At 35.4% G+C, this 14,216-nt stretch carries 8 protein-coding genes; 5 read left to right on the plus strand and 3 right to left on the minus strand.

Annotation, left to right across the window (positions count from 1 at the left end; translation table 11 throughout):
• Positions 1-14 precede the first annotated feature (14 nt).
• The 3 genes from GGR42_RS03990 to GGR42_RS04000 all read right to left on the minus strand — a co-directional run bounded on the left by GGR42_RS03990 (position 15) and on the right by GGR42_RS04000 (position 3,192).
• The gene (locus tag GGR42_RS03990) at positions 15-1,094 is read right to left on the minus strand and encodes a bile acid:sodium symporter family protein (RefSeq protein WP_245201388.1); all 1,080 of its coding nucleotides are present in this window, start codon (positions 1,092-1,094) and stop codon (positions 15-17) included.
• Between the two features lie 89 nt (positions 1,095-1,183).
• Positions 1,184-2,023, minus strand: coding sequence for a ThuA domain-containing protein (locus GGR42_RS03995; RefSeq protein WP_167961092.1), 840 nt, complete (start codon positions 2,021-2,023; stop codon positions 1,184-1,186).
• Positions 2,024-2,070: 47 nt separating this feature from the next.
• Complete coding sequence (locus GGR42_RS04000) at positions 2,071-3,192, minus strand: lactonase family protein (RefSeq protein ID WP_167961095.1); 1,122 nt, start codon at positions 3,190-3,192, stop codon at positions 2,071-2,073.
• Positions 3,193-3,865: 673 nt separating this feature from the next.
• Between GGR42_RS04000 and GGR42_RS04005 the strand changes: the two genes are divergently transcribed.
• The 5 genes from GGR42_RS04005 to GGR42_RS04025 all read left to right on the plus strand — a co-directional run bounded on the left by GGR42_RS04005 (position 3,866) and on the right by GGR42_RS04025 (position 14,200).
• Positions 3,866-4,984 carry a sensor histidine kinase gene (locus GGR42_RS04005; protein ID WP_245201389.1) on the plus strand — a complete coding sequence of 373 codons (1,119 nt, stop codon included), beginning with the start codon at positions 3,866-3,868 and terminating at the stop codon, positions 4,982-4,984.
• The gene (locus GGR42_RS04010) at positions 4,984-5,700 is read left to right on the plus strand and encodes a LytR/AlgR family response regulator transcription factor (RefSeq protein WP_167961097.1); all 717 of its coding nucleotides are present in this window, start codon (positions 4,984-4,986) and stop codon (positions 5,698-5,700) included. Before GGR42_RS04005 ends, GGR42_RS04010 begins: the two co-directional genes overlap by 1 nt.
• A 399-nt stretch (positions 5,701-6,099) precedes the next feature.
• Entirely contained in the window at positions 6,100-9,117 is a 3,018-nt protein-coding gene (locus tag GGR42_RS04015; RefSeq protein WP_167961100.1) for a SusC/RagA family TonB-linked outer membrane protein, read from the plus strand.
• An 18-nt stretch (positions 9,118-9,135) separates the two neighbouring features.
• Positions 9,136-10,713, plus strand: a complete 1,578-nt coding sequence (locus tag GGR42_RS04020) for a SusD/RagB family nutrient-binding outer membrane lipoprotein (protein WP_167961102.1) — start codon at positions 9,136-9,138, stop codon at positions 10,711-10,713.
• 172 nt (positions 10,714-10,885) lie between these two features.
• Positions 10,886-14,200 carry a VCBS repeat-containing protein gene (locus GGR42_RS04025; protein WP_167961104.1) on the plus strand — a complete coding sequence of 1,105 codons (3,315 nt, stop codon included), beginning with the start codon at positions 10,886-10,888 and terminating at the stop codon, positions 14,198-14,200.
• The last annotated feature ends 16 nt before the right edge of the window (positions 14,201-14,216 follow it).

Below are 14,216 nucleotides of genomic sequence, written 5' to 3' on the forward strand. Positions count from 1 at the left end.
ATAGTGTACAACCATTATTCCACTGGTTTTTTATGCCAATAAGAGGCCAGCATGGATCCCGTGATGTTCATCAACGGACCGAACACTGCGGGTGCAAGGCCCATGGTCGCTATCTTACCCAAGGAATTTGCAATCCCAGAGGCCAGCCCACCGTTCTGCATTCCCACTTCTATGGCAATGGTACGGGCATCGCGCTCCGACATCTTGGCCAAACGGGCGAACCAGTATCCAAGGGTATAACCAAATAGATTGTGCACCAGCACGACCAACATCAATACACCTCCAATATCCAAAAGACTATCCCTTCCCGCCGCGGTGATCACGACTATGATCAGGCCTATGCCCAGCATGGAGACAATGGGCATGGCCCTGTCCAGCCATTTTGCCCTGTCACCTCTCAATTGGTTAAAAAGAAGCCCGGCCCCTATGGGCAGGATGATCATCTTTACAATGCTCCACATCATAGCAAGTACCTCAATCTCCACAAACTCCCCGGCCAATAACTTCATCAGCAATGGGGTGGCAAAAGGAGCTATAAGGGTAGCTATGGAGGTAATGGTAATGGACAGTGCCAGATTGGCCTTCGCCAGATAGGCCATGACGTTGGAGGCCACCCCACTTGGGGAGCACCCTATAAGTACTATTCCCGCTGCTATCTCCGGGGGGAAATTGCTCATCTTGGCAAGCACAAAACCCATCATGGGCATAATGGCCAATTGGGCTACCACACCAATAAGGACCCCTTTGGGAGTCTTTATGACACTTCCAAAATCCTTGATGCTCATGGATGTCCCCATCCCGAACATGATGACCTGGATAAGGGGTATGATGAGCCCTGTGAGCTTGAACCCTCCAATGACCGTAAAATAATTCGGATAGTACATCGCAATGGAAACCCCTGCAAATATCATGGAGGTGAACACATAGCTCTTTAAACTTTCATATCCGTTAAAAAAAATGGCGAGGGCTACAAAAAAAGTGACCAAAAACGGCCCCATTTCTGGAACCCTCCCAGTAAAAGCCAAGGTTATGATGACCAAGAATAGAACTCCAAGAATTCCTAAGGTCATTAATGCTATTTTTGATCTCTTCAAAGTATTCAATGTTTGGTTGGTTATTGACTAAATATTTTTTGATTATCAATCAGATTTGAAACAATTTAATTTATTGAATCAAAATTATTTTAGTGACTATTTTTTTTCGCCAACCACAATAGTGCTTGGATAATTAATTTATTTTGGTTTTTACTGCTAAATGTTGATGACAATTCTTCATTGGTTCCATTCTCGTAGTCCATATCATTATGTCCCATATTAAAATAAACCATATTATAATTGATATTGGTCCATACCACAGGATAATATCCACTGTGCCATATTTCACTAGGCTTAGGTCCAGTACCCAAAGGAAAACTTGAAGGGTCTATAGATAACAGTATTTTAATGTTAGAATTATTCCTCAAATCATGTTCCCATCTGTACCACTCATTAGGGGCGGACTTTATTTTTTTCGGAGTTTTTTTTGTTACAGGGTGCTCTCTGTCCTCTACCCTAAGAATGGCGGAAGTAGGTCTCCATGTATTACTTTTATACTGTCCCGAGCCCAATAGTTCGTTATGGTACCAATCCCAGTTTTGGGGATATGCAGAAGGGGTCAAAGCAAAGGCCGAAAAATGAAATCCCAGCCATGAACCACCATTTTTCATGTATTGTTCAAATGCTATTTGTTGATCAAGGGATTCTGGCCTTGTATCCAAGAAAACAACTACCTGGTACTCTGAAAGAAATTCTTCATTAAGATTGCCCCAATCACTTGTCGAAGTATACCCAAACCCATTAGCATTCCCCATTTTGGAAAACCATTTATTTGCTTCTTTCACAAAGCTTATATGTGCTAGGTCATTCTTAGCGGTATAAAAGGATAGAACTTTAAAGCCATCTTTCTCTTTTTGGGCACTTAAAAAAAAGCCTAAAAACAAAATAAAGGAGAAATGCAAAACTCTATGGCATAATGAAGCCCTCATATTTTTTTAAATTAAAATTTATGGTTACAACTACAACACATTATCTTTTAGAATAAAATACATGTTGGAGTTGATGCCTCTACTTGATCAATATATGTTAAAAGACCTGTTGATTTGTTTCTACTATAAGAAACTATGTTATCAGTATATTGATTGGCCACCAACAAATAATTTTCATCTGGTGAAAGTGAAAAATTACGGGGCCAATCACCTTTTGTTGATTCAGTGGCTATAAGTTTAAGAAATCCTGTATTTGCATCTACTCCCAATATAGCAATACTATTATGCCCCCTATTTGAAGCATATAAATATTTACCATCAGAAGAGATATGAATGTCTGCACAGTAACTTTTTTCAGTATAATCCTGAGGCAAGGTTGAAATGGTTTGTTTTTTTTCATACAAACCTTTATTATCTTTCTTAACTAAAGTGATGCTATTGTTTAATTCATTTACTACATATAGCCATTTACGATTAGGATGAAAAGTCAAATGTCGCGGCCCTGCACCAACATCCATTTTCAAGGACTGCTGCTTATATGGCACTAGTTTATGCTCAATACTATCCAAGTTAGTAAACCAAAGTTCATTGATTCCCAAATCAATAGATATAATAGTATTGCTTTCCTTTTCAAACCAGGCCGAATGTGCATGTGCCTTACTTGTGCTTTCCAATTCATTATTTTCATCATGCTGTAAGGTATTTAAGAGGGGACTAAGCTTTCCTTTTTCATTTTGATACAACAATCCAATTGTTCCACTGGAATAGTTAGCAGTTAAAACATACCCAGATTTATCAACATTAACAAAGCATGGATTAGCACCACCTGAAGAACTCCTCCCTATAAATTTTAGGCTGTCTTTGGTAACTAAAAAAGACTCAATAGTACCAACTCCACTTTCATTTTTTATTTCGTTTGCTGCTATGATATATTTTCTATCACTGCTCCTGGCCAAAAAGGAGGGATTCTTTGATTTAGCCACCAATCCAATTAACTCCATAGAACCGCTATCATGTAAAAGATATTTATATATCCCCTCGCTAGTTTTATTGGTGTAAGTTCCAACAAAAAAATAATTCTCTTCACTCATCTGCTTCTCTAAGGCATTTTCTTTTTCCTTACAGCTTATCATAGTAAGCAAAATTGCCAAGACCCTGTATAAATTCATTCTTTTCAAGAATTAATAACATTAAACAAATACCATTTGCAATCAAAAATAAAGGAGAGCGCCCCCTCCTTTATAAAAAATCTAAAACACAATGAAAACTAACTCAAAAAAATATTTATTACCGTTCGTATATAAATAATACTTTATCTGTTGTGCACTCTTGTTCTTCGCAATAAAGATCATCTAGAACTTCAACCATGCCTTAAATCAAACACGCAAATAAATCTAGAAAACCAACAAGTGGCATTAAAGAAAATTCGACTAATGACAATGCTGGAAAGCTAAAGGACATTATAATAAAAACCATCATCCGTAAAATGAGAAATAAAAAAAAGGATTAACGAATTAGTTTTCTAAAAGTGTTTTTTTAGAAGCCATTCAATGCTATTATTTTTAATGATTTAAAATGTCTCATAATCTTCCCAAAGCCAAGAACTCAAATTTTATTTATACATTTCAATACTTTTAAGAGTATCATATTCCTCCTTTAGGAAATTTTTCAACTGAATTCAAACAACTAAAATTGCTATTATTTCATTTTCATAAAATAACATATATGACAAGTGAATATCGGGGTATTCGTAGTAGTTTATATTGTTTTTTATCTAGTTAGTAAAAATTAAAGTTATTACATCTAAAAGTGATTTCAATATTCTAAAAAATCTATTTTTATATGATAAGGAAAGATGAAAATGAAAATACCATGAGAAAAATTATGGAAAAAAATGATTCCATGAATGACTTCTTGATGGATAGAAGAATTTATAAGAAATATATTATTAGCTATAAGCATCACATAGTATTTTGGTCTATTTATTTTGGATTTAATGTCCTAAGATGGGGAAGCATACATGACAACCTGTTATACTCGTTTAAAACCAATCTTATTGGTTTTCCCATTCATATAATATTGACCTATTTCAATATATATTATTTAATGCCCAAGTTTATTTTCACCCGAAAATATTTTACATATTCCGTACTGTTACTAGCATGTCTTTCTATAATGCTTCTAGCAAAAGTTAACCTAATTAGCTACTTGGTTGGACCTTTAAATGAAACTACCGACCTTGAACTTACCGTAAATTCTGCGATTATTAATATGGTAGGAGAACTTTATGTAATTTCATTTGTTACCGCTATTAAAATTACTATAGATTGGCTAAGGGACAATAGTAAGTTCCACGAACTGGAAAAAAGACAATTAACAACAGAACTAAGGTTTTTACGGTCACAAATTTCACCCCATTTTTTTTTTAATACACTTAATAATATTTATTCCCTTTCTCTTGAAAAATCGGACAAAACCCCCCAGGTTATTTTAAAACTTTCTGATTTAATGAGGTATTTACTATATGCCACAAAGAAAAAGAGACAAAGTCTTAAAAATGAGGTTGATTGCATTATAAATTACGTGGATTTGGAACGAATGCGTTTTAGCGACTCACTAGAAGTGGATATAAACATAACAGGAGACATGGATCGTTGCGAAATTGCTCCTATGCTCATGGTTCCACTAATTGAAAATTGTTTTAAACATGGCGCAAATAACAACCTTGGCAAAATACATATTACAATAGATATAAAAGTAGAAAACGGCATTTTAAACTTTATGGCCTCTAATACAATTCCACAAAACGTGGTTAAAGAAAAAAAGCCCCGAAAGAATAGTGGCATTGGTCTCTCCAATGTAAAAAAAAGACTGGAACTCGGCTATAATAAAGAAGATTATGAGCTTTCAATTTTTGAAGAAAAAAATATTTTTCACGTTAACCTTAAACTTAAAGTCTGATGTTATTAAAAGTAATAATTATTGATGATGAACCACTTGCCGTTAATGTAATTAAAAATTACGTTGATCAAATAAAAGAACTTACTCTTGAAAAAACTTTCCCAAATGCAGTTGCCGCTTCCTTATACTTATGTGAAAATGAGGTGGATATTATTTTTTTAGACATTAATATGCCCGTAATAAATGGTATGGAATTTATAAAAAGTCTAAAAAACCCACCTATGATTGTTCTCACTACAGCTCATGCAGAATATGCTTTGGAGGGGTTTGAACTGGAGGCAATTGATTATTTAATAAAACCCATTTCTTTTCCTCGCTTCTTAAAATCTGTAAACAGAATCATACAGCTGCGTAACGGCTTTGGTAAAAAAGACTATTTCGCAGCAAACGACAGACCCAGCATTTTTGTAAAAGTGGATAAGAAAAAACTACAAAAAATATACATCGATGAAATATTGGTAATAGAAAGTCTTAAAGATTATATCCAAATTAAAACAACTTCTGGAAGACATGTTGTCCATAGAACTTTAAGCAGTTTTACAAATGACCTTCCAAATGATACGTTTATAAGAATACATAGGTCGTATACCATATCCATAAATAAAATAGAAGTGGTAGAGGGCAATAGTGTTGAAATTGATAAAATTAGATACACTATTGGGCGGAGCTATGTCAACGATGTAAAGAGCCGAATTTTCAACAATACTATTTTGTAAGAAGCATTTCTTACAAAATAGTATCGCCAATAGAAAATGGCCAACATATCGAGATTACATATTGTTATTATACAATTTTTTATCGGTAGAAAGAAAGTGTTTCTAACTATAATTAATGTTCTACTTATTTAAAACAAAACGCTTTTAAAAAACCATACACCTAAATAGCTTTTTACGAACTTCATAAAATGTAGGTAAATCCCTATGATTTTAGGGTTTTCGAAGGATTTTTAGCTATAATAAAAACGGCCCTAGACTTGCAAAGCCTTGCAAGCTTAAAATCTATAAGGCACTATTTAATGCCATCCATCTTTCTAGGACCGTCATTAGTCGAAATTTTTTCACAATAACATGTTAATATCAAACTTTAGAAGTTCATTACTAACTAAACTCATTTATATGAAAAAAAGAATCAATTACTTTTTTGCCTTTGCGGCAATACTCTTGGTACAAAGTATTTTTGCCCAGGGTAAGACTGTAACTGGGACGGTAACTTTAGCCACAGACCAGTCTCCACTTCCAGGTGTTAGTATAGTCGTTCAAGGAACCGCTAGAGGAGCACAGACGGATTTTGATGGTATCTACAGCATTGAAGTTTCAACTGGAGATGTTTTGGTCTTTTCCTATATAGGAACCAAAAACCAAAGTATTACTGTAGGCGCCTCAAATGAGATTAATGTATCAATGGAAGAAGATGCTAGTCAATTAGACGAGGTAGTGGTTACAGCCTTGGGTATTAAACGAAGTGAAAAAACACTTACTTATGCTCAACAAACAGTCGGGTCAGATGAGCTGACTAAGACCAGAGATGTCAATTTCATCAATAGCATATCTGGAAAGGCTGCGGGTGTTGAAATCAAAAAAAGTAGCTCTGGAGCAGGGGGTTCAACCAAAATTGTACTTAGAGGAAGCAAATCCTTAAGTGGTGACAGTTCTCCTTTATTTGTTATAGATGGTATTCCAATGGCGAACAACAGAGGTGACCAACCCGGTATGTGGGGTGGGGTCGATACTGGTGACGGATTATCTGCGATAAATCCAGATGATATAGAAAGTATTAGTATTCTTAAAGGATCTAATGCTGCTGTTTTATATGGTAGTCAAGGAGCTAACGGTGTGGTATTAATTACCACAAAACAAGGTAAGTCAGGTAAAACAACTGTTACCTTTAACACAGGTGTAACATTGGAGAGTATCTTAGAGACACCAGATTTACAATTTAAATATGGAGCCATAGGAACTGCAAAAGAAAGTTGGGATACTACCCCGGGTGATTATGACAGTAATTATGTTGATGATTTTTTTGAAACAGGTTACAATCTTATCAATTCTGTTACTGTAAGTGGCGGTAATGATAAAACCACTACATATTTCTCATATGCAAATACATCTGCTGGAGGTATTACACCAAAAAACAACTATGAAAAAAACAACCTTTCCTTTAAACAGTCTACAAAAATGTTTAATGATAAGGTAACCATTACTTCCAATGTTATTATGACTTTGGAGAATTCGGAAAACAGACTTCCTGCTGGATATTACTTAAATCCCCTTACCGGCTTGTATATGTTTCCAAGAAATAGGGATTTTAGCGAGTTTAAAAACAATTACGAAGTCTTTGATACAGATAGAAACATGAATTTACAAAATTGGTTTGTATCGGATCATCATCAATCCAACCCATATTGGATTGTTAACAAACAACCAAGAACTAGCAATAGTAGAAGAATTATTGGAAGTGTAAACTTAGATTACGATATATTGGACAACCTTAAATTCTCTGTTAGAGGCAACTATGACTATGCTGTAAAGGAGTTTGAGCAACAACATGCGGCAGGGTCAAACTCAACCAATGTACATCCAAATGGGGCTTGGGATTATAGAAAGTATGACGATGAGTTAGTTTATACGGATGCCATTTTATCCTACAATACGGACATTAGTGAGAAATTTAGTTTAAATGCAGTACTAGGTGCCAGTTATCAAAAAACTATTTATGGAGATGGTGTTAATGTAAGTACTGGAACAACTGGGTTGTTATATGCCAATGAGTTTTATTTTCAAAACTTACCTACTAATGTACAAGTAGAATCCATTTATAATGGGGAGGTAATAAAACAAGGAGCTTTTGCAAACCTGCAGATTGGATATGATGAAATGTTATTTTTAGATCTTTCAGGCAGAAATGACTGGGCATCAACTTTAGCCTTAACAGGAAATGACTCCTACTTCTACCCTTCTGTTGGGTTAACTGCTATTGTTACAGAGATGTTTGATATGCCTGAAGCAATAAGTTTTGGAAAGTTAAGGGCTTCGTATACACAGGTAGGTAATGAGGTTCCTTTTAATAGAATTTTTCCTTCCAACACAATTAATGCAAGTGGCGGTGTAGTAAGAAATACTGTAGCTCCATTTTACGATGCAAAACCAGAGATTATAACAAGTAAAGAACTTGGTGCTGATTGGCGGTTTTTTAATAATCGCTTTGGGTTTGATTTAACATACTACAACATTGTAAGTACAGATCAATTTATTGAATTACCAACCGTTTCAGGTGAGGGTGGTTATACCACAGAGTTCATAAATGCCGGTAAAGTTGTAAACAAGGGTATAGAGCTTACTGTTAGTGCAACTCCTATTAGATCAGAAAACCTAGAATGGAACACCAGTTTTAACTATTCTAAAAATGACAATGAAATTGTTGATATAGGACCAGATGATGAAAAAACCATTAGCCTTGGGTCTTCAGAAGGATATGAAACCAAACTTGCCGAAGGGGGTTCTTTTAATGATCTTTATGTTTTAAAATTTCTTCGAGATGACCAAGGACGTATTTTGTTTGATGGAGGCAAGCCTCTTAGAACAGCAACAACTGAGCTCGTTGGAAACTTAAATCAAGACTGGAGTTTAGGTTGGAACAACAATGTTAGCTACAAAAGATTCTCCTTAGGTATGTTAATAAGTGGGAAATTTGGCGGAAAAGTTTTTAGCCAAACAGAATCTATGTTAGACGGTGCAGGTGTTTCACAAAGAACGGCAGATGCTAGAGATAATGGAGGGGTAATTGTAGATGGAATAGATCAAACCAGTGGAGCAGCTATTACAACTGTTGATGCCGAAACATGGTTTAGAGCTATAGGTGATCGTAATGGTATTGGCGAGGCTTACATCTATGATCGCACAAGTGTAAGACTAAGTCAATTGTCCTTATCCTATAACTTTGATTTGGACAAGCTAAATTTACCCATCACATCGGCAACTATTTCATGTATCGGAAACAATTTAGTAATGTTCTATAAGGATGCGCCGTTCGACCCGGAATTGGCAATGAGTACCAATCAAAACTCTCAAGGTTTGGACAATTTCAATTTGCCGTCTACAAGAACTTATGGGCTAAATCTTAAAGTAACATTTTAATCTAGAAACAGAAACAAGATGAAAAAGTTAATATATCTAATTACAGTTATACTTGCACTAGGTGCTTGTACCGATAAATTTGAAGAGACCAATACAAATCCGTATGAAATAACCGGTGAGTCATTACAACAGGATTTTAATCATGTAGGGTCTTTTTACCCATCAATGTTGGGTCAGCTTTTTGGAAATCAAATAGACCATAATTTAATAAATGATACCTATGCTCAACATTTGGCTACTCCAACCCCTTTTGTGGGTGGTGTTAACAACACTACCTATTATATAAGATGGAACAGTTATTGGGCCAGAGAATATGACAACATTATGGCACCTGCTAAACAGGTAATAGAAGTTGCAGAAGCTGATGGATATACAATGTTCGTTGAATGGGCAAACCTCATTAAGATTTTGTCCATGTCCAGGGTGACGGTTTATCAAGGCCCTATAATTTACTCTAATTTTGGGACTACAGGAGAAGTCACTTATGATAGTGAAGAGGAACTATATACTGCCTTTTTTGCAGATTTGGATAGAATAATTGCTGAGTTTAGTGCCAATACGGACTATGTTGGTTTCAATAAATTTGACGCTAGCTATGGAGGAGATGTTAGTAAGTGGGCAAAATTAGCAAATTCCATGCGTCTAAGATTGGCGATTCGTATTTCAAAGGTAGCACCAGCAATGGCAAAAGCCCAAGGAGAAAAAGCTTTGGCCGATCCTGTTGGATTAATTGAGGCTAATTCTGATAATTTCAATGTTTCTCTATATGGAAATAAATTCCATGCAGCCCAAATATGTTTTGAATGGGGAGATACAAGAATGAGTGCCGCCATGGAATCCATTTTAATTGGCTACAAAGACAACCGAATTGAAAAATTCTTTGATCCTGTATCTGATATGTCATTGGTAGCGGATCATCCAGATTGGCCATACAAAGGTATTCGTAATGGGGCTGAGTTGGTTGCTAAAGATGATCGTTTGGATTTTTCAACGATTGACATAAGCTATAATGACCCTGCAAAAGTTACGTCCAACAAATTTTTTACAGCAAGTGAAGTTTCATTTCTAAAAGCGGAAGCAGCCCTTAGAGGTTGGACTGGAGCTGGGGAAGCACAGGCCAATTACGAAACAGGTGTTAGGGCTTCATTTGAGCTCTTTGGAGCTGGTGGTGTAGATGCTTACTTGGCGGATGACACAAGTCTACCAATTGATTACAATGACCCCAAAGCAGAAGGAGATATCAATGATTTTGTAAGTAGAATCACTACAACCGTTGCTTGGGATGAAACAGATGACAATGAAACTAAGTTAGAGAAAATAATAACCCAGAAATGGATAGCTGCCTTTGAGGATTCAATGGAACCTTGGGTGGACCATAGAAGGACAGGGTATCCCAAATTACCCTTTGTTTATCAAAATGATAGCAATGCGGATTGGGGCGTTATTCCAGATGGGGATATTCTTAGAAGATTTCCTTTTGTAAATGCCGAAAGAGAGGGGAATCCTTCTGGTGTTGCTGATGCAACAGCCAAACTGGGAGGGCCAGATGAGATTGGCACTAGATTATGGTGGGACACTGGAGGCCCTAATTTCTAATTTTTTTAGTACAAAAATGCAATTAAAAAACCTGTGGAATCAATGTCCACAGGTTTTTTCTATAGAATAAAATATTACGAAATACTATTATATATCTTATGACAAATTCTAATCAAGCTAATGAAATAGTATGATATAGCTTATTATAATATCCCATATAAAACCAACTATTATGCATGATTTCATAAAAAAGACCTGTTATCTTTATATCATTTTCTTATTTCTATCCTGCCAAAGAACAAATGATGACAAGCTCTTTACCCTACTCCCAAGTAATCAAACCAATATTAAATTCAATAATGTCCTAAAAGAAACAAAAGAATTTAACATTTTAACATATGGTTATATCTACAATGGAGGCGGTGTTTCGGTTGGGGATATTAATAATGATGGTCTTCCGGATCTCTATTTTACTGGAGGCATGGTGGGTAGCAGGTTATATATAAATAAAGGAAATTGGAAATTTGAAGATATTGCTGAAAAGGCAGGTGTGTTCGCAGCAGGACTTTGGAATACAGGAACAACTATGGCAGATGTCAATGCTGATGGTTATATAGACATCTATGTATGTAGATCTGCGGCAAGAGACCGTAGTAAGAGGAAAAATTTATTGTTCATTAATAATGGTGATTCCACGTTTACAGAAAAAGCAGAAGAATATGGCATCGATGATTCTGGATATTCCTCACAAGGAGCTTTTTTTGATTATGATAAGGATGGGGATTTAGATCTCTACGTGGTCAATCACTCCATTCAAGAATATGCAAGTTTTAGGCAAGTAACCAATAATCTAAAAAATAGAAGAGACCCGGATTTTACTGATAGATTATACAAAAATGTAAATGGGAAATTTGTAGATGTTAGCGATGAAGCTGGACTAACATCAAATGTTTTGGGTTTTGGATTGGGTATTGCCATCTCAGATATTAATAATGATAGCTGGCCAGATGTTTATATTTCCAATGATTTCAACGAGCAAGATTATTTATATATCAACAATCAGAATGGAACTTTTACTGAAAGCCTGGAAAAATATATAGGCCATACATCCCATTTCTCCATGGGCTCGGACATAGCCGATATCAATAACGATGGTTTTCCAGAGATAATGACCTTAGATATGCTCCCCGAAAGCAACCGCAGAATTAAAATGGTATCAGGTCCAGATAATTATGATAAAAACGACCTCTTGGTCAAATCGGGTTTTTACCATCAATACATGCGTAATATGATGCATCTCAACAATCAAGGGAAATCCTTTTCTGAAATTGGACAGTTCTCAGGCGTATCCAGTACAGATTGGAGCTGGGCATCCCTTTTTACGGATTTAGACAATGATGGTTACAAAGATCTCTTCATTACAAATGGGGTCAAAAGAGACTATACCAATATGGATTTTCTAAACTATGCCGTACAACAAAAAATGAATGAGAACAAGACCGGTGTAGAAATGGCCATAACCGATTTATTGGAAAATATCCCCCCTACTATCGAAGAAAACTACATGTACCATAATAATGGAAATTTAACTTTTACAAAAGTAAATAAGGAATGGGGATTAAATCAAAAATCCCTTTCAAATGGTGCTGCCTATGCCGATTTAGATGATGACGGGGACCTAGATCTTGTAATAAACAATATAGATGAGCATCCATTTATATACAAAAACAACAGCAATGTCCTAAAGCCTGATAATCATTACTTAAAGATTAAACTATTAGGTGAGGGTAAAAATACATTTGGTTTTGGTTCCAAAGTAATGCTAAAGGTGAAAAACGAACTGTTGTCACAGGAAATGATGCCCACCCGAGGGTTTCAATCATCTGTAGATTTTAATTTAATCTATGGCTTAGGAAAAAATGACATGGTAGATGAGCTAAAAGTTATCTGGCCTAATGGAAAAGAACAAATAATCAATAATTTAAAATCTGACCAAACCATAACCTTGTATCAAAAAGAAGCTCAAATAAAAGAACATATTAAAAAAGCTGTCCCAAATTACTTCACCCAGATTTCAACAGATAGTCTAATCTCCTACACACATAAAGAAAACAAGTATATAGATTTTAAAAGAGAACAATTATTACCTCACAAACTATCTACTCAAGGTCCCAAAATGGCAAAGGCAGATTTAAATAACGATGGTTTAGAAGATATTTTTATTGGAGGTGCCAAAGGATATGCTGGAAAATTAATGATGCAGACTCCTTCAGGAAACTTTGTGTCCACTAACAATACTTTATTGGACAATGAAAAAATATATGAAGACATTGGTGTTCTGTTTTTTGATGCAGACAACGATAAGGATATGGACTTATATGTAGTAAGCGGAGGCAATGAATGGGAGGTAAATTCTCCTGAACTGCAGGACAGATTATATTTAAATAATGGGTATGGGGAATTTCATAAAAGTGACAATGCCATTCCACAAATGCTTACAAGTGGTTCTACTGTAACATCTGGAGATTATGATTCTGATGGTGACTTGGACTTATTTATCGGTGGACGGGTTGTACCTGGCCAGTACCCTAAAATACCAAGAAGTTATATATTAAAAAATAATGGAAATGGAAATTTCATTGATGTAACTATCGAAGTCAATTCTTCACTAGAATTTCCAGGAATGGTAACCGATGCCATATGGAACGATTTTAACGGGGACCATGTTGAAGATTTAATAGTTACAGGAGAATGGATGGGTATTCGGTTTTATGAAAATAAAAATGGTAAATTAATAGAACTGGAAAGTGGTTCAGGACTGGAAAACTCAGAAGGTTGGTGGAATAAAATTTCTTTTGGTGATTTTGACTCTGATGGAGATATGGATTATCTAGTTGGAAACTTTGGGTTGAACTCTCAATTAAAAGCCACACTGGATGAGCCCGTAACTCTTTATGCCAAAGATTTTGACAATAATGGATCCATCGATCCCGTAATGTGCTCTTTTAATATGGGAGAAAGTTATCCCGTATTTTCAAAAGATGATCTTTTAGGACAATTAAGCGGGCTTAAGAATAGATATGTAAATTATTCTGATTATGCCGACCAAAAAATAACAGATGTTTTTAGCGAAGAAGATTTAAAGGAGGCAACAATTCTACATGCCAAGAATTTTGCCACTAGTTATATTGAAAACTTGGGACAGAATAAGTTTAAGATATCGCCACTGCCCGTAGTTGCCCAATTTTCTCCCACTTATGGAATATTTGTTGCGGACTATAATAAAGATGGGAATTTAGATATTATCCTAGGAGGAAATTTCTTTGGTACCAGAGTAAAATATGGTCGTTATGATGCAAATAGAGGTGTGTTTTTACTAGGGGATGGCAAAGGAAATTTTATACCTGTCAATAATTTAGAAAGCGGTCTTAATATAACAGGAGAAGTTAGAGATATCAATATGTTGTCTACGTCCCATGAAGAACAGATTATCATATTTGCAAAAAACGACCAAAGTATACAAACATATAAAGCTAAGGAACCATAAAAATATTATCCTAAAA

The sequence above is a fragment of the Saonia flava genome (assembly GCF_011927795.1).
Taxonomy (GTDB): domain Bacteria; phylum Bacteroidota; class Bacteroidia; order Flavobacteriales; family Flavobacteriaceae; genus Saonia; species Saonia flava.

Bases quoted from the DNA above. Each gene is read 5' to 3' on its own strand.
- GGR42_RS03995 (WP_167961092.1), bottom strand. From the start codon at position 2,023: ATGAGGGCTTCATTATGCCATAGAGTTTTGCATTTCTCCTTTATTTTG.
- GGR42_RS04000 (WP_167961095.1), bottom strand. From the start codon at position 3,192: ATGAATTTATACAGGGTCTTGGCAATTTTGCTTACTATGATAAGCTGT.
- GGR42_RS04005 (WP_245201389.1), top strand. From the start codon at position 3,866: ATGATAAGGAAAGATGAAAATGAAAATACCATGAGAAAAATTATGGAA.
- GGR42_RS04010 (WP_167961097.1), top strand. From the start codon at position 4,984: ATGTTATTAAAAGTAATAATTATTGATGATGAACCACTTGCCGTTAAT.
- GGR42_RS04015 (WP_167961100.1), top strand. From the start codon at position 6,100: ATGAAAAAAAGAATCAATTACTTTTTTGCCTTTGCGGCAATACTCTTG.
- GGR42_RS04020 (WP_167961102.1), top strand. From the start codon at position 9,136: ATGAAAAAGTTAATATATCTAATTACAGTTATACTTGCACTAGGTGCT.
- GGR42_RS04025 (WP_167961104.1), top strand. From the start codon at position 10,886: ATGCATGATTTCATAAAAAAGACCTGTTATCTTTATATCATTTTCTTA.